The sequence below is a fragment of the Streptomyces sp. NPDC098789 genome (genome assembly GCF_044759975.1).
GTDB lineage: Bacteria > Actinomycetota > Actinomycetes > Streptomycetales > Streptomycetaceae > Streptomyces.
In genome coordinates, this window is sequence record NZ_JBIWAJ010000022.1 from 109,676 (window position 1) to 129,190 (window position 19,515).

Genomic DNA, 19,515 nt, shown 5'->3' on the forward strand with positions numbered 1-19,515 from the left:
CGTTCGTGTACGTGCGTGCGTCATTGCGTACGTGCGTCTCGGTGCTCAGAGGTGGTTCAGGAGGCCCTTGAGGAGGGCGGCCGAGGTCAGCTCCTGCGGAGCGGGTCCGGCGTGGAAGAAGCCGGCGTTCTCGGCGTCCAGCTTGCGCAGGAAGTCGAAGGCCTTGGCGTCGTCGTCACCGAAGGCCACGAACTGCCAGTGGATGTCGTGCGCGGCGGCCTCGGCGAGCGCCTGGCGGGCCGGGACGCGGTTGTCGGGGGCGCCGTCCGTCTGGAAGACGACCAGGGCGCGGCCCTCGCCGCCGTTCTTCTGGTAGTGCTCGACGACCTCCTCGACGGCCCGGTGGTAGCTGGTCCGCCCCATGCGCCCGAGCGCGGCGTGCTGGGCGTCGACCCAGCCGACGTGCTCGTCGAGGGTGAGGTCGGCGGCGCCGTCGATCTCCGTGGAGAAGAAGACCGTGTGCACGGTGGCGTTCGGGTCGAGGTGCGCGGAGAGCGCGAGGACGTGGTCGGCCAGGTACTGGGCGCTGCCGTCCTTGTAGAACGGGCGCATCGAACCGGACCGGTCCAGGACCAGGTAGACCGTGGCGCGGGCGTCGGTCCGCCCCTTGGTGCGGAGCACCTGGGCGGCCGCCTTGTACGCGCCCCCGAGCGCGGGAGCCCGACGCCGCACCGCAGCGGCCCCGACCAGTCGTTCCGTGTCGGGCCGGGGTTCGGCAGCGCCGGGCTCGGCTTCGGCCTCGGCTTCGGCTTCGGCCAGGACGGGCTCCGGCTCGACCTCGGCCGCGACGGGCTCGACCACGACGGGCTCGGGCTCGACCACGAGCTCCGGCTCGATCACGGGCTCGGGTTCCACCGCGGCAGCGGCCACCGGCTCGGGCTCGGCTTCGACGACCGGCTCGGGCTCGGCTTCGACGACCGGCTCGGGTGCCGCCTCGGCCGCGACGGGCTCGGCTTCGGCCACGACGGGCTCGGGCTCGGCTTCGACCACGGCCTCGACCGCTACGGTCGGCTCGGGCTCCACCGCGGCAGCGGGCTCGGCTGCGACGACCGGTTCGGCTTCCACCTCGGCCGCGACGGGCTCGGCTTCGACCACGGGCTCGGCCTCGACGACCGGTTCGGCTTCCACCGCGGCCGCGACGGGCTCGGCTTCGGCCACGACGGGCTCGGGCTCGGCTTCGACCACGGGCTCGGCCTCGACGACCGGCTCCACCGCGGCAGCGGGCTCGTGCTCGGGCTCGGCGGCAGCCACCGGCTCCGACGCGGCGGCGGCCACGGGCTCCGGCTCCCCAGCGGGAGCGGAACCGGCGGAAGGCCGGCGGGCTTCGGGGACCGTGGGGTCCGGGGTGGGGGTGGGGGTCGGGGACGGGGCGGTCATGACCGTGCCGCCGCCGTCGCGCGGGGTGGACTGCGGGGGAACCGTAGGGCTGTCGAAGGACGCCGCCACCAGCTCCGCCGCCGCGTCCAGGGGGGTGCGTTCGGCCCCCTGGGACGGCACGGCGGCCTGCGGGGCGACGGCGGTGGTGTCCGCCGAGGCCTCCGGGACCGATTCCGGGGAACGACCGAACACCTTGCGGAACAAGCTCCGAATACCCATGGGCGAGGCCTTTCACATGAGTGCGTGCGTCATTTGTCCGTGCTGTGGGGAAGATCCCTGCCCAGAGTGGACACGTAAGGTTATCGGCCCCTTGGCTGGAACCTCGGCAGGGGCACCCTTCGCGTCGTTCGCCGCTCCCGCGCGCCGCTGACCAGGGTGAACTCCCCTTGAAGGGACCCTGGTTCACCCTCTGTTCATCACCCGGTCACAGGGCCGGCCCGCCGGCCACCGGCCCGCGGGTCAACTCCCCGGCGTCAGCTTCCCGATGGGCAGCCGCAGCGTCGTCACCGCGCCCCCGTCCGCCGCGTTGGCGAAGTCCAGCGCGATCTCCAGCACGGCGGCCTGCCCCAGCACGATGGTCAGGCCCAGGCCGTGACCGCGCCCGCGCCCCGGGTCGCCGGTGCGGAAGCGCTGCGGGCCGTGCTCGATGAGGTCGGCCGGATACCCCGGCCCGTGGTCGCGGACGGCCACCACCGGACCCTCCACGGTGATCTGCACCGGCGGCCGGCCGTGCTTCTCGGCGTTGGCCAACAAGTTGGCCATGATCCGGTCCAGCCGCCGCCGATCGGTGAGCACGACCGCGTCGCGCACCACGACGACCGAGGCCGCCGACCGGCTCCCGGCGACGATCCGCTGGACGGCCCGGCCGAGTTCGACGTGGGCGAGCTCGGCCCGTTCGACGCCCGAGTCCAGTCGGGAGATCTCCAGCAGGTCCTCGGTCAGCAGATGGAGCGCCCGCAGCCGGTCGTCGATCATTTCCTTGGGGCGCCCCTCGGGCAGCAGCGCGGCCGCCGCGAGCGAGCCGGTCAGCGGCGTGCGCAACTCGTGCGCCACGTCCGCGGTGAACCGCTTCTCCGCCTCCAACCGCCCCTGGAGCGAGGCGGCCATCGAGTCCAGCGCGACGGCCACGTCCCGGACTTCGTCCTGTTCCTCGCCCTCGTCCCGGCCCGGGCCCTTCGCCAGGCCCACCCGGGCGTCCAGGTCCCCGGCGCTGATCCGGCGGGCGACGGCGGCCGTGGTGGCGAGCCGCTTGCTGATCCGGTTGGCGAGGAACAGGCCGGCCAGAGCCACCAGCCCGGCGGCGAGCGCGCTGGAGGCGAGGATCGCGGCGTCGATGTCCCGCAGCCGGTCGCGGGTGTCCCCGTACGGCTGCCAGACGGCGAGCGCGCTGTGGTCGGCGGGCCCGGCGGCCCACATGACGGGCTTGCCGTCGAGGGCGCCGACCATGCTGCCGGTCTCGCCGCGCGCGACGAGCGCGCGCAGCGGACCGGGGAGGGCGGGCGGGTCCAGGGCGGAGTTCGCCGCGCCGATCGTCGTGCCGTACTGGTAGGCGGCGAGGGCGTTCTCCAGGTCGCGGTCCACGTCCTTGCGGACCTCGCCGCTGATCTGCCGCGCCACGACGTTGTGCACCAGGACCCCGAGGACGGCGGCCACCGCGCAGCACACGGCGGTGGTGGTCAGCGCGATCTTCCAGCGCAGACTGCCCGTCAGCCGGCGCAGGGGCCGCCACCGGCGGCCGGTCACGGTCCGCTCGCCGGGCAGGGGACGGCCGGGTTCCCCGAGGTGGGGCAGTCGTCGAGGGTCAGCTGGGACAGGTTCATCAGCCCGGCGTCCGGGTCCCACACGTAGTCGGAGACCGAGATGTACTTCGGATTCGAGGTGGGCTCGCGCACCGCCAGGTGCTCGGCGGCGACCTCCACCCCTTCCAGGACCCCGCGGCGGGCCAGGATCCGGGCGATCCTGCCGTCATCCTGGACGGTGTAGACGCGCAGTTCGCTGACCCGGTCGTCGATGTCCAGGGCGGCGATCAGCTCGTCCTTGCCGTTGCCCGTGAGGTCGTGCAGGACGCCCGGCCGCAGCGGGCAGTCCGGCCCGCCGGCCGGCTCGTCGGTGCAGAGCGCGAGCCGCTGCGCGGCCCGCGGGTCGACCAGGCGCCCGGTGCCGCCGTCCTGCCGGGTGTCGGAGGTGATGTCGGCCCGTACGACGTCCAGCACGTCCACGCCCCGCATGTCACCGCCCGGGACCACGGCCAGCCCGGGCACGACCGCGGCCCGCCCGGGGGCCTGCCCGGCGCCGGGCGGGGCGGGACGGACGTCCTTCCACAGGGTCTGCGGCGCGTGGACGACGCCCAGGTCGCCCCCGCTGCGCAGGCCCTCGGTGTCGGCGCAGCCCGCCGTGGCCGCCAGCAGGGCGACGAGGACCGGCAGGACGCGCGCGTGCGGGCTCCGCATGCTCCGATGCTCTCCCGCCCCGCCCGACGGGGCCCGGGCGCGGACCCATACGGGTTACGGCAGGCCGTTACGACAGCCCGTTACGACAGGCCCTTACGGCAGCCCTTGCGCCAGGCCCTACGGCGCCGGGTCGGCGATGGCGCGGGCCGCCGCCAGTTCCTGCTGGACGGGGGAGAGGACGGAGTCCTCCGCGACGCCGTCGCGCGCGCCCGCGCGCTCCCGCGGCGGGGCGCCGGGAGCGCGGACGGACCCGGCCAGGGCGCGCAGCCCGGCGGTGACGGCGGCGACCTCCTCGGCCGGCGGGCGCTCGGCCCCGTGGTTGACCCGGACCCGGGCGGCGGTGGTGGCGTCCACGATCCGTTCCACTGCGACGACCAGCGGCCACCAGGCGGCGGCCCGGGCGCCGACGGGCGGCGGTTCGGTCAGCGCCCGTTGGAACTCGCTGCGGACCCCCGACAGGTCGCGGTAGATCCGGCGGCGCGCCTGCAACCGGGCGGTCCGCGCCGCCCGCAGCCCCGCCTCGGTGTCCTCGTGCGGCCCGAAGGCCCGCTCGACGTACCGCGCGGCGTCGTCCACCGTGTCGGCGAGCCGGTCCCCGATCCGGGTCCCCCAGCTCTCCGGCCACAGCAGGTAGCCCGCGACGAGGGTGATGGCGCAGCCGATCAGGCTGTCCAGCAGCCGGGGCCGGATCAGGTCGAAGCCCTGGTGGTTGAGCAGGTCCGACAGCAGCAGGATCACCGGGGTGATCGCGGCGGTCTGGAAGGCGTACCCCTTGGCCGAGAAGACCGGGATCAGCGCGCCGAGGGCCACCATCACCGGGACGTCCCACCAGCCGCGCGGCACCTCGGAGAGCACGGCGGCGGCCACGACCAGCCCGCCCGCCGTGCCCAGCGCGCGCAGCACGGCCCGGGAGAAGACCGAGCCGAAGTCGGGCTTGAGGACGAAGGTGACGGTCAGGGCCACCCAGTACGAGCGCTCGATCTCCACCACCGACACGAGCGCCTGGGCCAGCCCGATGCACAGCGCGAGCCGCAGCCCGTACCGCCAGGAGGCCCCGGACAACGCCATGTCGCGCACCGCGCGCCGGGCCCGCACGCCCAGCGCCGCGGGCCGCCCGAGCCGGTCGTCCACGTTGTGCATGTCCGGCTCGGCCACGTGCACGATCGCGGCGGCGTGCCGCAGGGCCGCGTCGATGGCCCGCTCGGACTGGCCGTGCGGGGCCGGCAGTTCCAGTACGAAGGCCCCCGTGCGGCCCTCCTCGACGGCGGCGGCCAGCTGCCGCACCGCCGCGGGGACCTCCGGGGGCAGCGGCCGGCCGCGCAGGTGGGCCGCGGGGGCGGCCTCGACCAGCGGGATGATCACGTTGAGCTGGGCCAGCATCCGCACCAGCGAACTGCTGCGGCCGTGCACCCGCGCCCGCCGCCCCAGCACCAGGTCGTAGGACTGGTTGAGGGCCTGGGTGACCTTCTGGCGGCGTTCCTCGTAACCGGGCCCGCCCGCGTCCTCCAGGAGCTCGGCGAGCGAGCGGTAGGTGGCCGCGACGGCGGCGCGCTCGGGGCGGCGCCCGCGCAGCGGCCAGCCGAGCAGGGTGAGCGCGAGGACGAACAGCCCGCCCGCGCTGAGCAGCAGCGGTGCGGTCCACCAGGGTTCGGGCATCGGCAGCCCGGCCCCGACCACCGCGTTGAGCAGCAACAGGAGACCGGAGACGGAGGCGACCGTACCGATCGAGGAGATCATCCCGGAGACCAGCGCGATGAGCGTGAGCACCCCGACGGCGAGCCAGCCGTGGCCGAAGACCAGGGTGCCCAGGGCCACCCCGACCCCGCCGAAGAGCTGCGGGACGGCGATGTTGAGCACCCGCATCCGGTAGGCGTCGGCCGTGTCCCCGATGACCCCGGACAGGGCGCCCATCGAGACTAGGGCCCCGTACTCCGGCTCGCCGAGGGCGAATCCGGCGGCGAGCGGCGCGGCGAGCGCGACGCCGGCGCGCGCCGCGGCGGCCCAGGGGACCGGAGCGGTGCTCGGACGCAGTCCCTTGAGCAGCCAGTCGGGCGGGGCGAGCGGATGGGACCGGGTCCGTCCGGACGGTATCTGTTCGCTGCTCATGCCGCTTCCGTACCGCCCCTCGCGAATCGGTTCTTCTGGGGCTTTCCTGGGACGTTGTGTACGTTCCGAGCTTATGGGGTCCGGCGCAGTCGACCGGTCAGCCAGGCGGCCAGGGCGACGGCGAGTCCGAGGGCGAGGACGGCCCAGGTGGTCGTGCGCAGGAAGGCCGTGAGCGCGTCGTAGACCGCGGCGGCGGCGGGCCGGTCGACGTCGGGCGGCAGGTCGTCCAGGGTGAGTCCGCGGCAGATCCGCACGGCCAGCCACAGCAGCCCCGCCCCGATCGCCAGACCCGCGCCGACGGCGATCAGGGCGCGGCGGCGGCGGGCGGCGACGGCCACCGCCGCGACGGCGAGGACCAGGGTGAGGACCGGGAGCCAGATGCCCGCGATCTGGAGCATGTGGAAACTCCTCCGGAGGGCGCCGAGGTTGTCGTACTCCATGACCTTGACCGTGAGGTGGGAGACCGGGATCCGGTCGGCGAGGGGCACGCCGTCGCCGACGAGTTCCCCCTTCACCTGCTCGACGATGGGCGCGAGGTCGATGGTCAGCGCGTCGCCCTCGCCGGTGGTCAGCGCCTGGAGGAACGCGGCGTGCGCGGCGCGGTTGGCCGCGTCCCAGGCGGTCCGGTAGGCGGGGGTGCCGGTGAAGGAGCGCAGGGCTTCGCCGAGGAGGGTCTCGACCCCGCCCTGGAAGGGGCCCGCGTCGATCTGGCCGGCGAGCGCGCGGGAGGCCTGGGTGACGACCACCTGCTGCACGGCGTGGTTCCCGGCCAGCGGGGACATCGCGGCGGTGTAGCGGTCGGCGTCGCCCAGTTCGCGGTCGGCCCAGTACGCGACGGCGCTCAGGGGCACCAGAAGTGCCACGAGCACGACGAGGACGGCCGAGAGGTAGCTGCGCACGTCACCAGCCAATGCCAGGCGGGGGCGGGGGGCGAGCGTGGTTGCTGCGTACGGGTGGTGCCGACCGGGCAAGGTCACCCGTGCGCCACGGGAGCCGGTCGGGCGGCTCCGCCCGAGGCCGCCCTTGATCCACTTGCCCGGTGCGGGCGGCGGGTGTGCCCTTGAGGGTGAGGAAGCGGGACACGCTCCCGACGGACACGCTCCGACCCAGAGAGGGAGCCCGGTCATGGCACATGCGGCACCCACCGCCCGCGCGCGGTACGCGGCGGACCTCAAGCAATCCGGCAGGGCCGCCCTGGCCCGCCCGCTGGCCCTCGGGCTGATCTACGGGGTCTACGCGGCCTTCATGAAACGGCAGATGGGACCGGTCGACGCGGGCAACGTCTTCTACGGGATCCTGTGCGGCGTGCTCTTCGCCGCCTGCCTGTTCGTGCTCGCGCGCGTCGGCCCGAAGCTGCCGCGGGAGGCCCGCGCGGCGGCGTACGGCATCTTCACGGGCATCGCGCTGGGCTATCTGTACAGCCTCACCGGCCAGAGCGTGCTGCTGTCGAGCGGCATCGCCCTCGCGGCGGCCGCGGGCGTGGCGGTGGGCGCGTTCTACCGCTACTACACGCGCGAGCCCTGAGCGGTCCCTCCACGCGCGAGCCCTGAGCGATCCCCCGGCGGTCCGACCCGCATGGGTCTTCCGGCCGACGAACCGTGGACTTTTGCCCGAGGCGGGACCCGGCGCCCCTGTCGCAGACTGACAGAGGCGCCGCTTCCCGGGCCCGGTGGTCGAACCTCACCGTCCACTCTCCGTTGCCGAGGGCCCGGGAAGCGGCGTTCCTCATGCGCGCGTTCAGTGCGTCAGGCGCGCCGGTGTTTCACGTGGAACACCGTGTTCTCACCCGCCCGGGCCGCTCACTCGCCCGGCGTGGCATCCACCGGGGCGTCGGCGACCGGCCTGGTGTCGGCCGGGAGCGGTGCGGGACTCGGGGTCGGGGGCGCCACCGTGAAACGGGCGGCTTCCGCGCGGAGCATGGCGTTCAGGGCCGCGTAGGGGTCGATGGGCATGGCGGAACCTCACAGGGGTGACAGGGGTGTGGGGGTGCGCTGCTGCTCGGCCCGCTCAGCAGCGCAGGACCACACTCCGCACCGTGCGGGGCCCGTCCCCGCTCTCCCCGCACGCGTACGGGAACGCGCGCCCCGCGGGCGCCGCGCACACCGTGATGCCCGGTGACGGGACGTGGCGCGGCGCGATGCCGCGCGCGCAGGGCCGCGGGGCGGCCCGTACCTCGGGATCGATGCCCGGATCGGATTCGGCGGGCTCGGCCGCGGACGCGGGCCGGGGGGCGGGCTCCGGACCCGCCGCGGCTGCCCCGGCGCCTGCGCCGAACGCGCAGAGCAGCACGACGCAGGCCACCGTCAGGGCCCTCGCCAGTGCCGTCCGCACCCTCCGCGCACACCGCGTCCCGCTCATTCCCGGGATGTGCCCCGACACGCCCGGGGGTGCCCCTGTGGCACCCCAGAAGCCCCCGATCGGGTGACGAACACACCCCCCACGGGCTACCTGCTGCGCCGGGTCCCCGTCAGGTGGGCGTGGACCGTGGTCTCGCCGGTGACCACGCGCAGTTCGGCGCGCTTGCCCGAGTCCGTCGCCCGGGGGGTGCCGATGTGGTCGATCGTGAAGACGGCGGTACGTCCGTCCGCGCGCGGGATCTCGATCGTCCGCCCCTTGCGCAGCGTGGCCAGCCGCAGGGTCGCGCTCTCTCCGGAGACCACGGCCGTCCCGGCCGCGCCCGGAGTCGGGCTGTCCACGTCCCAGCCGACCGCGTTGCCCGCCGAACCCGCGCTCAGCGGGAGGTCGACCCCGAGGTCGGGGATGCGCAGCCGCAGCGGGCGGGCCGCCGACAGAGGGGCGGCCGCCGAGCGGCCCGCGCCCCGGTGGGGACCGCGGCCCGCGCCGTGCCCGGCGTGCTCCTCGCGCCCGTCCTCCAGCTGCTCGACGAGCCGACGGTGTCCGGACAGGCCCAGTGCCCGGGAGGGGAAGCCCTCCGCGGGGGCCTTGGCGGAGGCGCCGGTGGCATCGGTGCCACCGGGGTCGCCGTCCGCGCCGTCGGTGTTGCGCAAGAGCACGAGTCCGGTGCACAGCAGAGCCACCGTCAGTCCGCCGGCGATCCATTTCGGGCGGTGCATGGCAGTCCCTCCAGAGTCCGGCCGGGGCGGGGGCGGCCGGATTCCTGTGAGCAGTGGACCCCCGTCGGACTGTCCCTACCGTGAGAACGACCGGCCCTTGCTGAGGTGCCCAGGGCGTGTCGGGTCGTCAGGAGGGCGTCTTCCCAGCTCGCGGCGGGTGCGCGGGCAGCTTCGAGCCGATGGCGGGCATGCCGCCGAACGGGTGAGCCCGGGTGGGGGCGCGCAGGTGCGGGCGCTCAGGTGGGGATCCCGGGTGGGGGCGCGCAGGTGGGGATGTTCAGGTGAGGACGAATGCCACGGCCGCCGCGCCGAAGAGCGCGGCGGCCAGGTGGACGGCCGGGTGGCCGTAGTCGCCGTACCAGAGGTGCCGGACCAGACCGCCGATCGCGGCCAGCGCCGTGATGATGCCGATCTGGGCGAGCAGGGTCACGTCGGAGAACTGGACCACGACGAGCAGCAGCAGGTTGACCCAGAAGGGCGCCGCGCCCGTCCAGCCCTGCCAGCGCCAGCCCTGCGGGTGCCAGCTCTGCCGCGGGACGGTGTGCCGCGGGACGGTCTGTCCGGGCCGGGTCTGCCCGGGCCCGGTCTGCCAACGCCGTGTAGCCGTTCGCATGCCGGGCCCTCCGCCGTGGTGACCGAGGCGATCAGCTGATCAGCTCGTAGGCTGAACAGCTTCCTTGTGCGTGGCGGAAGGAACAAGCAGGCGTTCGGCAAGAGTGCCGAAGCCGAGGCCGAAAACCGCCCACAGCGTCGCCTGGATGGCGAGCGAGGTCAGCCGGAACTGCCAGATGAGCCCCGCCGGGAAATCGGCGGGAACCTCGTAGATCGACGGCAGGAACGCGTAGGCGACACCGATCGCCACGACGAAGGCGGCGACGGCGATGACGCTGGCGTTCCAGTTCCCCTGCGAGGGAGCCAGCCGCCTTCCCAGCACGGTGGCCGCCGCGGCGAGCAGCACGCTGAGGGCGATCATCAGCACGTAGAGGGTGGTCCGCTTCACGACGGTGTCGGGGTCACCGACCGCGGGCGGATTGGCCGGGTACTTCAGGAAGGGCACCAGACTGACCGTGACGAACAGGCCCCCCGCGACGAGCAGCGAGGTGACCCGCGGCGTGAAGCGGCCGATGCGTCCCAGCGCGAAGCAGAAGACGAGCGCGGCGATGCCGCCGAGCGCGACCGAGTAGAGCAGGACGCCGGTGCCGAGCCCTGCGGTGGACTGCAGGGCGCGGCTGACCGGAGCCATCTCGGCGTGGTCGTGACCGGCGTTGGCGGCCTCTTCGATGGCGATCGCCGCGTCCACCTTGGATTCACCGAGGAGGTACGCGACGAGGAAGGCGGCCACACCGGCCACCAGGCCGGCGAGCATGCCCCGGATCAACAGGGCACGCACGGAAATGGAGTTCATTGGTTCGGTTCCTCTTGCCGTGGCGGAGATCAGTGGCAGGGGAAGCCGAGGAGGTGGCGGCCGTCGTGCATCCACTCGTGGATGGTGTCGCCCTGGAAGACGGCGGTGGCGCCCTGTTCGGCGCCGACGAAGTAGAGCAGGACCAGCATCAGGATGCCGACGAACAGGGCCCAGGGGGCCAGTTCTTTGAGCGAGATGGGCGAAACGGCGGCGGGAACCGTCGTGGGCACGGCGGAGTGGGCCATGGCAGGACCTCCAGGGGGAACACGCGTCCCGGTCAGTGGTGCTCTTGACGAAGGTGGCGGGTCTGACTTCCCTCCCTCGCGGGAGGATTCACAGTGGCGCGACCGTGCCGGATTCTCACCGGTGCTTCCGTCATACCGTCGTCATGTCGTCCGAGACCGTACCGCGCGAGTGGCGTGAACACCACGGCGTGTGGCCGCCGTCTCACGCCCCGGGCGTGCGCTCTACCCTCGCTCCATGTCCTCCGCCGCGCCCGTGCGCCTGCTCCTCGTCACCCCAGCGCTGGACCTCGCCGCCCGCCAGGGCCGCTTCGGGTCCGGCGCGCCCTGCCCGGAACATCCGGGTCTGAACGGTCTGGACACCGGCGCCTGGGCCGGCCGGACCCTGGACGAGGTGGCCGCCGAGGACCCGGCCGGGGTCCGCGGGTGGCTCACGGACCCGCACTACGCGCCGCCCGGGGGCGAGTCGGTGGCCGCGCTGACGGCGCGGGTGGGGGCGGCCCTGGCCGACCTGGCCGGGGGCCGCCACCGGCTGCCCGTCGAGCAGGCCGTCGTCCGCGCGGCCGTCGTGCACGCGCTGGAGCTGCCGCACGCCGCCTTCTGGCGGCTCGACGTGCGCCCGGAGACCGTCACCGAGCTGACCGGCCGGGCCGGCCGCTGGAACCTCCTGCTGGGGCGGGATCCCAGGGACCCGAAAGGGACGGACTAGGCGACGATCCAGTCGCTGGTCGCGATGACCGGCTGCACGCCCTCGCGGTGGATGGTGCCCTCGATCAGACCGTACGGCCGGTCCGCGGCGAAGTAGACCTCGTTGTCGTTCTTGAGGCCGAAGGGCTCCAGGTCGACGAGGAAGTGGTGCTTGTTGGGGAGGTTCAGCCGGACCTCGTTGACCCGCGGGCAGTGGTCGAGCACCCGCTCGGCCATCTGGTTCAGGGTCTGCTGGAGCGAGTAGGAGTACGTCTCGGCGAAGGCGTCCAGCATGTGCGTGCGGACCTTCTTGTACGACCGGTCCCAGTCGTGCTCCGGGTCGTCGGCGGCCAGCGCCGAGTGCGCCCAGCGCGCGGTGACCTTGGTGGCCAGGATGCGGTCGTACGCCTCCTGCAGGGTCGTGTACTCGTCCTTGATGTAGCCGTGGAACTCGGAGTTGGTCGAGTTCATCACCGTCAGGTCCTTCAGGCCCGAGATGACCTGGAGACCGGTCGTCTCGCTGTAGGTGATCTGCGCGGTGCGCACTTCCTGGCCCTTGAGGACGAAGGAGTGCTGCTCCTTGCGGGTCGGGACGGGGATCCGCTCCCAGGCGAACTCCTCGATGCGGATCTGCGCCTCGCGGATCGGGGCCTGCGAGGAGACGAAGTGCTTGGCGAGCCGGATGCCGAAGGCCTCCGGGGAGTCGATGCCGTGCTCCTTGCCGAAGGCGTACACCGTGTTCTTGGTGGTGTCGGTCGGCAGGCAGTTGGCGTTGTCGCCGGTGAGGTGGACGTCGCGGAAATCACCGCGGAGCGCGACCGAGACGTTGAGGTCGCGGATCTCTGCCCACGAACCGTCGCTGCCCTTGCGGGTGACCTTGACGATGCGGTTCTCGGCCTTGCCGTACTGGTTGTGGCCCAGGACGTGCTTGCTCATGCTGTCTTCCTTCGGGTACTCGGGAACACGGAGTCCGGTGTTCTGGATCCCGTACGCCCGGCGTCCAGCGCCCGCCCGGTGCCCTGGGCGCGCCGCTCCCCGCCGTTCGGCCCGCAGGGGCCGCCCCGGGACTGACGTGCATCCCGGTCCGTAGGTGCTTGATGGGGATTGCAGCACGTCGGCGGCCGGTTGTTCCCCGCACGGATCGTCCGAGAACCGGCGCCGCCGCCTGGGCGACCGCACAGGACGGCCGGCCCAGGCCCGCCCCGGCCCGCCCCGGGCCCCCGGCGGAGGCCCGGGCGCACGGCTCACGCCATGTGCGCGTCCGCCACCGCGAGTGCCTCGTCGAGGACGGCCAGGCCCTTGGCCACGTCCGCCGCGTCGATGTTGCAGGGCGGGGCGACGTGCAGCCGGTTGCCCGCGACCAGCGGCCACAGCCCGCCCTTCTTGCAGGCCTCGGCGAAGGCGCCCATGGGAGCGGCCGCCGCGCCCGAGGCGGCGTACGGAACCAGCGGCTCGCGCGTCCGCGGGTCCCGTACGAGCTCCAGCGCCCAGAAGGTGCCCAGTCCGCGGACCTCGCCGACCGAGGGGTGGCGCTCGGCCAGCTCCCGCAGCCCCGGACCCAGCAGCTCCGCACCGGTGCGGGCCGATTGCTCGACGATGCCCTCCTCCGCCATGGTGGTGAGGGTCGCCACCGCCGCGGCGCAGGCCAGGACGTGCCCGGAGTAGGTCAGGCCACCGGGGTAGGGGCGACGGGCGAAGGTCTCGGCGATCGCGCCGGAGATCGCGACGCCGCCGAGCGGTACGTAGCCGCTGTTGACGCCCTTGGCGAAGCAGAGCAGGTCGGGGGTGACGTCCCAGTGGTCGGCGGCGAACCACGTTCCGGTGCGGCCGAAGCCGACCATCACCTCGTCGAGGATGAAGACGATCCCGAAGCGGTCGCAGAGCTCGCGCACGCCCGCGAGGTAGCCGGGCGGCGGTACGAGCACGCCCGGGGCGCCGCCGACGCTCTCCAGGATGATCGCGGCGATCGACTGCGGACCCTCGAAGACGATCGTGTCCTCCAGGTGCCGCAGCGCCCGTGCGGCCTCCTGCTCCGGGGTCTCGGAGTGGAAGGGCGAGCGGTAGGGGTAGGGCCCCCAGAAGTGCACGACCCCGGCGGTCGCCGTGTCGTTGCCGAAGCGGCGGGCGTCACCGGTCAGGTTGATCGCCGTGGAGGTGGCCCCGTGGTACGAGCGGTAGGTGCTCAGCACCTTGGCGCGCCCGGTGTGCACCCGGGCCATCCGGACGGCGTTCTCGACGGCTTCGGCGCCGCCGTTGGTGAAGAAGATCTTGTCCAGGTCGCCGGGGGTGCGCTCGGCGATCAGGCGGGCGGCCTCGGAGCGGACGTCCACGGCGAAGCCGGGGGCCAGGGTGCACAGCCGGGCGGCCTGCTCCTGGATCGCGGCGACGACCTTGGGGTGCTGGTAGCCGATGTTGGTGTAGACGAGCGAACTGGAGAAGTCGAGGAAGCGGTTCCCCTCGTAGTCCCAGAAGTACGAACCCTGCGCCCCGGCCACGGCGAGCGGGTCGATCAGCTCCTGGGCCGACCACGAGTGGAAGACGTGCTTCCGGTCAGCTTCTTTCACGGCGTCACGGGTGCGGGCGGCTTCTGCGTTCATGGGTCGAGCGTAGTTGTCCACGATGTGGATGGGCGGGCGGAGAGGCCGACGACCCGGGCCGGGGCCGGTCCGGGATCGGGGCCGGCGCCGCGCGGGGGCCGGGCCCGGCGCCGCGCGGCCCCGGGGCGGGGTCAGACGACGTGGCGGCCGCCGTCGACGGTCAGCACGTCGCCCGTCGTGTAAGCGGCGTTCACCAGGTAGAGCGTGGCCTCCGCGACGTCCTCCGGGGTGCCGACCCGGCGCAGCGGGGTGTTGGCCGTGATCCACTCGCGCGAGCTCTCCCAGACCTCCTCGGCCCCGTCGTACCAGGGGGTCTCGATCAGCCCGGGGGCCACCGCGTTCACCCGGACGGCGGGCCCGAGCTGCGCGGCGAGCAGCCGGGTCATGTGGTTGACCGCGGCCTTGCTGACGGCGTAGGGGACGGAGCTGCCCAGGGCCCGCGTCGCGGAGACCGAGGAGATGTTCACGATCGAGGCGGCCCCGGATTTCCGCAGGTGGGGGGCGGCGGCGGTGACCATCTGCCAGGTGCCGAGCACGTTCACCTCGAAGATGTCGCGCCAGGCGTCCGCATCGGCGGCGTCGAGGTCGTCGAGGGGGATGAAGCGGGTCCGACCGGCGTTGTTGACGAGGATGTCGAGGCGCCCGTGGGCCTCGACCGCGGTCGCCACGATGCGGCGGGCGTCGGCCAGGTCGGACACGTCCCCCTGCACGTAGAGCGCCCCCGGCAGCTCGGCGGCGAGCTCCCGGCCGGCCTGCTCGCTGCGGGCCGAGTTGATCACGACGCGGATGCCCTCGGCGGTCAGCCGGCGGGCGATGGCGGCGCCGATCCCGGAAGACGAACCGGTGATCAGGGCTACGCGGCTCTCGGTCATGTGTCCTCCTGCTCGGGGTGCCGGGTGGCAAGGAAATGGATCTTAACTTATCGCATCCCGGAAGCAAGTTTCCGTAATACGGAATTGAAGCGGGGGGTTGATGAAGCGGTCGGCGCTCGATCAACCACGTGATTGAGCCCGGGGGAGCGGGGTAGGCGGGGGGCGACGGGAGGTGGGCCGGGTGATGGCGGAGCGGTTCTCGGTCGAGGCGACCCACGTGGAGGGCGCGGTCGTCCTCACGCTTTCCGGTGAACTCGACCACGACACGGCGGGCCCCCTGCGGGCGGCCCTGGAGGCGGCACTGGCCGGGGACGGCGGTGCCCGATTGCTCATCGACTGCGCGGGGCTGGGCTTCTGCGATTCCACCGGGCTCAACGCGCTGCTGCGGGCCCGGCTGGCCGCGCGGGAGACCGGCGGACGCCTGGAGCTCGCCGGGCTGCGCCAGCCGGTGGCCAGGATGTTCCGGACGACCGGGGCCGATGTGGTGTTCCGCGTCCACGACGACCTCGCCGCGGCCCTGGCGAGCGACGGGGGCGGGACCGGTGCCTGAACCCGAGCGGGCACGACCGGGGCCGGCGCGACCCACGGCCGCGCCGGCCGAGGAGACGCGGCGGTTGGTGCTGGGCGGGCCGGTCACGGGGGTGGTCACCCGGTCCCGCGACTTCACCCGGCGCGCCCTCACCGCGTGGGACTGGCTCCCGGCCGACCCGGGGGTCGAGGCCGACCGCGGGGACGACCCGGTGGCGGAGGAGGCCGCGGAGGTGGCGGAGGACGTCCTGCTGTTGGTGTCCGAGCTGGTCACCAACGCCTGCCTGCACGCGGGGGGCCCGGGCGCGCTGGTGCTGCGGCACACCGGGGGCGGGCTGCGGATGGAAGTCAGCGACGGGAGCCCCGAGCACCCCCGCCGCCGCTCGCCCGCCGATCCGTCCGTCCCCGGGGGACACGGGCTGGTGGTCCTCGAAAGGCTCTCCCGCGCCTGGGGCTGGGAACGCAACGACGTGGTGGGCGGCAAGACCGTGTGGGCCGAGGTGGCCGCACCGGTCCCGAAAAGGCCGTCCTAGCCCTGGTCCTGCGCCGGGTGCGGCTCGTCCTCCAGCAGGCCGGCGCGGAGCCGGGCCAGGGTGCGGGTCAGCAGCCGGGACACGTGCATCTGGGACAGGCCGAGCCGGTCGCCGATCTCGGACTGCGTCAGCTCGTCGCCGAACCGCAGCGACAGCAGGGTGCGCTCGCGCTCGGGCAGCACCGACAGCAGCGGCTTGAGGGACTCCAGGCATTCGATCCGGTCGTAGGCGTCCTCGTCCTCGCCGAGCACCGGCTGGCTGTCGAAGGAGTCCCCGTCGGTCTCGCCCTGCACCGGAGCGTCCAGTGAGCGCGCGGAGTAGGCGACGGCGGCCTTGCGGCCCTCGGCCAGCTCCTGCGGGGTCACGTCGAGCTTCTCGGCCAGCTCCTCCTCGGTGGGGGCGCGGCCGAGGTCCTGCTCCATCGCGTCCTGGGCCTTGGCCGTGTCCAGCCGCAGTTCCTGGAGCCGGCGCGGGACCTTCACGGCCCAGCTGGTGTCACGGAAGAACCGCTTGATCTCGCCGGTGATCGTGGGCATGGCGAAGGTGGTGAATTCCGCCCCGCGCCCGGGGTCGAAGCGGTTGATGGCCTTGATCAGACCGACCGTGCCGACCTGGATGATGTCCTCCACCGGCTCGCTGCGCCCGCGGAACCGGCGGGCGGCGTATTTGACCAGGCTGAGGTTCAGCTCGACGAGCGTGTTGCGCACGTACGAGTACTCCGCGGTGCCCTCTTCCAGGGCCCGCAACCGCTCGAACAGGGTCGCCGAAAGGGTTCTGGCGTCGGCGGTGCTCACCTTGAGCGGTTCCTCCGGTATGCCCTCCATGAGCTGGTGGCGGTCATCTGTTCGCAGCATGTGGTGCTCCTCCGACGGGTGGTCGCACTGCCTGATCGCGGCACGGCCGTCGTGCGAGCTGACCCCTCCGGTATACCCGGTGGCCCCCGGGCTTACCCGTTCGAGTGACCGGAGGCACACCCCGGGGCTGCTCAGGGAGCACACTGGAGATCCTTGAGGAGCTGGAGCCGGGACATGAGCCGGGACATCGACCGGGACACCGGTGGCGACAGCGGCCGGGACCCCGGGCCGCAGGCGCCCGCGAACCCGTGGGGCCCGCGCGCCGCCGCCGCCGACGCCCTCGCCGCGGCCGTTTCCGCGCTGACCGCCGAGGTCGCCGAGCTGTACGACGACCGCGCGCGCCGGCGGCTGCTCGACCTGGCCACCGGGGTGCTCGTCGACCAGCTCCGGGTGACCCCGGCCGAGGCGGCGGACCACCTGCTGGAGCTGGCCGTCAGCACCGGGCTCAGCGCCGGTGACCTGGCCGCCGACATCCTGAACGCCGCCGCGAAGTCCCTGGTCGCCGAGGCCCCGGCCGAAGCCCGGCGGATCCGTCGGGCCACGGCGGCCGTCCTCGCGACCGACACCGCGGGGGAGGCGGCCGTCACCCTGCTGGACGGGGGGCTGCGCCGGATCGGGGTGCGCACGCTCTACCTCTGGCGCCGGACCGGCACCGACTGCCTCGCGCTGGCCGGACAGGCCGGAGCGGGGCCGCAGGAGGCGCGGCACTGGCAGTGGGTGCCGCCGGACACCCCGCTGCACCGGGTGCTGTGGGAGGGGGCCGCCTGGTGGGGCGTGGACGACTGGCTGCCCGGCGGTACGGGGACGCGCGCGGTGCTGCCGCTGCGCCGGCACGGGCACATCGTCGGGGTGGCGCTGTGCGTCTGGGACACCGCCGAAGGCCCCGACGACCGGGTGCGGCGCACCGCCGAGCTGCTGTGCGAGCCCTGCGGGGCGCTGCTGGGCGATCCGGATCCGCCCGGGAGCCGGGCAGGGGAGGCGGTGCTGCTGGAGCTGGCCAGCGGCCCGGCGGCGCTGCTGGGGGTGGACGGCAGGCTGGAGTACGTGAACCCGGCCGCGCGCAGGGCGCTGGGCGCGGTGCGCAGCCCGGTGGGGCGGTCCGGCGCCGAGGTGTTCCCGTACGCCTGGAGCGTCCTGGGGCCCGCCGCCGTCGGGGCGGAGCCGCTGCGGCTGGGGCGGGTGGGCGGGCTGGACGACGTCCGGGTGCTGCCGCTGGGGCGGGGGCGGGCCGCGGTGCTGTGGGAGGCGGCGGCCCTGCGCCAGCGAGGCCCTGGCCCGGGTCCTGGGGCGGCTGGAGCGGGTCGGGTACTTCGCGGAGGACCTGCTGACGGGTGCCACGCACTGGAGCCGGGAGACGTACACGCTCTTCGGGATGGACCCGGACGCGCCGCCGGTGCCGCTGGCCCGGCTCGGCGCCCGACTGCACCCCGAGGACGTCCCCCTGCTGGAGGGGCTGCTGGCCTCCCTGGTGGAGGGGCGTCGCGGGGACCGGGCACTGGTCCGGGCGATCCGGGCGGACGGGGGCGTGCGGCACGTGCGGATCGCCGCCGAGCCGCTGCTGTCGGGGGCGGTGCTGGTCGGTCTCACCGGGGTCTACCAGGACGTCTCCGCGCAGCACCACAACGAGCTCGCGCTGTCGGCGGCCCACGAGGACGCGACGGCGCGGGCCCTGTTCGTGCTCCGGCTCCAGCGGGCGATCGTGCCGGAGGCGCCCTCGGTCACGGAACCGGCCGGCGGCCTGGACATCGCGGCGCGCTACCGGCCCGCCGCCCAGGACTACCTGGTCGGCGGCGACTGGTACGACGTACTGGCCCTGCCGGACGGCCGGGCGATGCTCGCGGTCGGGGACATCGCGGGGCACGGCATCGACGCGGCGACCAGCATGGTCGTGCTGCGCAACGCGCTGCGCGGGCTCGCGGTGACCGGCGCGGATCCGGGCGCCCTGATGGCCTGGCTCAACGAGGTCACCCTGGGCACCCGGGGCGGGCCCACGGCCACGGCGGTGTGCGCGGTGTACGACCCGCGGACGGGTTCGCTGCGCTGGGCCGGCGCGGGCCACCCGCCCTTGATGCTGCTGCGAGAGGGGCGGGCGGCGGTCCTGGAGGCACCGCACAACATCCTGCTCGGGGCCGTGGCGGGGGCGGGCTACGAGGAGGCGGAGCTGCGCCTGCGGCCCGGGGACACCCTGCTGCTGTACACGGACGGGTTCGTGGAACGGCGGCACGTCGCCATGGAGCGGAGCCTGGCCGCGCTGCGGCGGGCGGCCGAGCGGGTGGGGGCCGGGCCCGTGGAGACGATGGCGGACGAGCTGTTGTCGCAGGTCACCGGGGACACCGACGACGACACGAGCCTGGTGGTGGTGCGGGTGCCCCGGGCGGGCCCGGGACGGGCGTCGGGCCACGGGTCGGGCCGGGTGTCCGGCCACGGGTCGGGCCGGGTGTCGGACCACGGGTCGGGCCGGGTGTCGGGCCGGGCGTCGGGCTCAGGCGTTAGAGAGGCGTAAAAGCCGCCTACGGGGGCGTATGGGGCCCGTCAAGGACGTGCGCGGGAGGGCGTTCCAGGGGTTCCACTCGGAGGTGTCCGAAAGTCGTCCCCGGAACCCTCAGGAGCTCACGATGGCCGATCTGGCCTTCGTCGTCACCACGGTCGCGCTCTTCGCGCTGGTGGCCTTCGTCGCCAAGGGGGTGGCCAAGCTGTGACCGTCGAAAACATCGTCGGCCTGCTGGTCGCCGTCGCGCTGCTGGGCTATCTGGTCATAGCCCTCGTGTTCCCGGAGAGGTTCTAGCCCCG

22 protein-coding genes and 1 pseudogene are annotated in these 19,515 nt (G+C 74.1%); 8 read left to right on the top strand and 15 right to left on the bottom strand.

Translation table 11 applies throughout. From position 1 onward, the window contains the following. Positions 1-45: 45 nt before the first annotated feature. The 5 genes from ACIQWR_RS33945 to ACIQWR_RS33965 all read right to left on the bottom strand — a co-directional run bounded on the left by ACIQWR_RS33945 (position 46) and on the right by ACIQWR_RS33965 (position 6,832). The gene (locus ACIQWR_RS33945) at positions 46-1,596 is read right to left on the bottom strand and encodes a VWA domain-containing protein (RefSeq protein ID WP_404017659.1); all 1,551 of its coding nucleotides are present in this window, start codon (positions 1,594-1,596) and stop codon (positions 46-48) included. Positions 1,597-1,836: 240 nt separating this feature from the next. Beyond that, positions 1,837-3,120 carry an ATP-binding protein gene (locus tag ACIQWR_RS33950; RefSeq protein WP_404017661.1) on the bottom strand — a complete coding sequence of 428 codons (1,284 nt, stop codon included), beginning with the start codon at positions 3,118-3,120 and terminating at the stop codon, positions 1,837-1,839. Further along, positions 3,117-3,827 (bottom strand): hypothetical protein, encoded by a 711-nt coding sequence (locus ACIQWR_RS33955; protein WP_404017663.1) that lies wholly within the window; start codon positions 3,825-3,827, stop codon positions 3,117-3,119. The genes ACIQWR_RS33950 and ACIQWR_RS33955 overlap by 4 nt, the downstream gene beginning before the upstream one ends. Positions 3,828-3,944: 117 nt before the next feature. Beyond that, entirely contained in the window at positions 3,945-5,933 is a 1,989-nt protein-coding gene (locus ACIQWR_RS33960) for an FUSC family protein (protein ID WP_404017666.1), read from the bottom strand. A gap of 71 nt (positions 5,934-6,004) precedes the next feature. Beyond that, positions 6,005-6,832: a hypothetical protein gene (locus ACIQWR_RS33965; RefSeq protein WP_404017669.1), complete on the bottom strand. Its 828-nt coding sequence runs from the start codon at positions 6,830-6,832 to the stop codon at positions 6,005-6,007. Between the two features lie 226 nt (positions 6,833-7,058). Between ACIQWR_RS33965 and ACIQWR_RS33970 the strand changes: the two genes are divergently transcribed. Next, positions 7,059-7,457 carry a hypothetical protein gene (locus tag ACIQWR_RS33970; RefSeq protein ID WP_404017671.1) on the top strand — a complete coding sequence of 133 codons (399 nt, stop codon included), beginning with the start codon at positions 7,059-7,061 and terminating at the stop codon, positions 7,455-7,457. A gap of 275 nt (positions 7,458-7,732) precedes the next feature. Here ACIQWR_RS33970 and ACIQWR_RS33975 read toward each other — a convergent pair whose 3' ends face one another. The 6 genes from ACIQWR_RS33975 to ACIQWR_RS34000 form a co-directional block, all read right to left on the bottom strand. Beyond that, positions 7,733-7,885 carry a hypothetical protein gene (locus tag ACIQWR_RS33975; RefSeq protein ID WP_404017674.1) on the bottom strand — a complete coding sequence of 51 codons (153 nt, stop codon included), beginning with the start codon at positions 7,883-7,885 and terminating at the stop codon, positions 7,733-7,735. Positions 7,886-7,940: 55 nt separating this feature from the next. Continuing rightward, positions 7,941-8,264, bottom strand: a complete 324-nt coding sequence (locus tag ACIQWR_RS33980) for a hypothetical protein (RefSeq protein ID WP_404017677.1) — start codon at positions 8,262-8,264, stop codon at positions 7,941-7,943. Between the two features lie 113 nt (positions 8,265-8,377). Continuing rightward, positions 8,378-9,007, bottom strand: a complete 630-nt coding sequence (locus ACIQWR_RS33985; RefSeq protein WP_404017680.1) for a hypothetical protein — start codon at positions 9,005-9,007, stop codon at positions 8,378-8,380. A 277-nt stretch (positions 9,008-9,284) separates the two neighbouring features. Beyond that, a complete protein-coding gene (locus ACIQWR_RS33990; protein ID WP_404017683.1) occupies positions 9,285-9,620 on the bottom strand; it encodes a hypothetical protein in 336 nt (111 codons plus the stop codon). Between the two features lie 39 nt (positions 9,621-9,659). Next, a complete protein-coding gene (locus ACIQWR_RS33995) occupies positions 9,660-10,412 on the bottom strand; it encodes a CbtA family protein (RefSeq protein WP_399265361.1) in 753 nt (250 codons plus the stop codon). A gap of 29 nt (positions 10,413-10,441) precedes the next feature. Next, positions 10,442-10,657, bottom strand: coding sequence for a CbtB domain-containing protein (locus ACIQWR_RS34000; RefSeq protein WP_404017686.1), 216 nt, complete (start codon positions 10,655-10,657; stop codon positions 10,442-10,444). Positions 10,658-10,892: 235 nt separating this feature from the next. Between ACIQWR_RS34000 and ACIQWR_RS34005 the strand changes: the two genes are divergently transcribed. Beyond that, positions 10,893-11,363, top strand: a complete 471-nt coding sequence (locus tag ACIQWR_RS34005; RefSeq protein WP_404017689.1) for a histidine phosphatase family protein — start codon at positions 10,893-10,895, stop codon at positions 11,361-11,363. Here ACIQWR_RS34005 and pucL read toward each other — a convergent pair. From pucL to ACIQWR_RS34020, 3 genes are all read right to left on the bottom strand, one after another. Then, a complete protein-coding gene (gene pucL / locus ACIQWR_RS34010) occupies positions 11,360-12,277 on the bottom strand; it encodes a factor-independent urate hydroxylase (protein WP_404017692.1) in 918 nt (305 codons plus the stop codon). The two genes, ACIQWR_RS34005 and pucL, sit on opposite strands and share 4 nt — an antisense overlap. Positions 12,278-12,585: 308 nt before the next feature. Then, positions 12,586-13,938, bottom strand: a complete 1,353-nt coding sequence (locus ACIQWR_RS34015; protein WP_404017694.1) for an aspartate aminotransferase family protein — start codon at positions 13,936-13,938, stop codon at positions 12,586-12,588. 131 nt (positions 13,939-14,069) lie between these two features. Beyond that, positions 14,070-14,810, bottom strand: a complete 741-nt coding sequence (locus ACIQWR_RS34020) for an SDR family NAD(P)-dependent oxidoreductase (protein ID WP_404017696.1) — start codon at positions 14,808-14,810, stop codon at positions 14,070-14,072. 184 nt (positions 14,811-14,994) lie between these two features. On the opposite strand from ACIQWR_RS34020, the gene ACIQWR_RS34025 reads away from it, so the two are divergent. Continuing rightward, complete coding sequence (locus tag ACIQWR_RS34025) at positions 14,995-15,360, top strand: STAS domain-containing protein (RefSeq protein WP_404017699.1); 366 nt, start codon at positions 14,995-14,997, stop codon at positions 15,358-15,360. Beyond that, positions 15,353-15,871 carry an ATP-binding protein gene (locus ACIQWR_RS34030; RefSeq protein WP_404017701.1) on the top strand — a complete coding sequence of 173 codons (519 nt, stop codon included), beginning with the start codon at positions 15,353-15,355 and terminating at the stop codon, positions 15,869-15,871. Before ACIQWR_RS34025 ends, ACIQWR_RS34030 begins: the two co-directional genes overlap by 8 nt. Here ACIQWR_RS34030 and ACIQWR_RS34035 read toward each other — a convergent pair. Further along, positions 15,868-16,695, bottom strand: coding sequence for a SigB/SigF/SigG family RNA polymerase sigma factor (locus ACIQWR_RS34035; protein WP_404017775.1), 828 nt, complete (start codon positions 16,693-16,695; stop codon positions 15,868-15,870). The genes ACIQWR_RS34030 and ACIQWR_RS34035 overlap by 4 nt on opposite strands. 204 nt (positions 16,696-16,899) lie before the next feature. On the opposite strand from ACIQWR_RS34035, the pseudogene ACIQWR_RS34040 reads away from it, so the two are divergent. From ACIQWR_RS34040 to kdpF, 4 genes and pseudogenes are all read left to right on the top strand, one after another. Beyond that, positions 16,900-17,142: pseudogene (locus tag ACIQWR_RS34040) on the top strand (hypothetical protein); the annotation flags it as partial. Between the two features lie 955 nt (positions 17,143-18,097). Then, the gene (locus ACIQWR_RS34045; RefSeq protein WP_404017704.1) at positions 18,098-19,228 is read left to right on the top strand and encodes a PP2C family protein-serine/threonine phosphatase; all 1,131 of its coding nucleotides are present in this window, start codon (positions 18,098-18,100) and stop codon (positions 19,226-19,228) included. 73 nt (positions 19,229-19,301) lie between these two features. Then, positions 19,302-19,424: a hypothetical protein gene (locus ACIQWR_RS34050; protein WP_354378717.1), complete on the top strand. Its 123-nt coding sequence runs from the start codon at positions 19,302-19,304 to the stop codon at positions 19,422-19,424. Then, the gene (gene kdpF / locus ACIQWR_RS34055) at positions 19,421-19,510 is read left to right on the top strand and encodes a K(+)-transporting ATPase subunit F (RefSeq protein WP_354378716.1); all 90 of its coding nucleotides are present in this window, start codon (positions 19,421-19,423) and stop codon (positions 19,508-19,510) included. Before ACIQWR_RS34050 ends, kdpF begins: the two co-directional genes overlap by 4 nt. Positions 19,511-19,515: the final 5 nt, after the last annotated feature.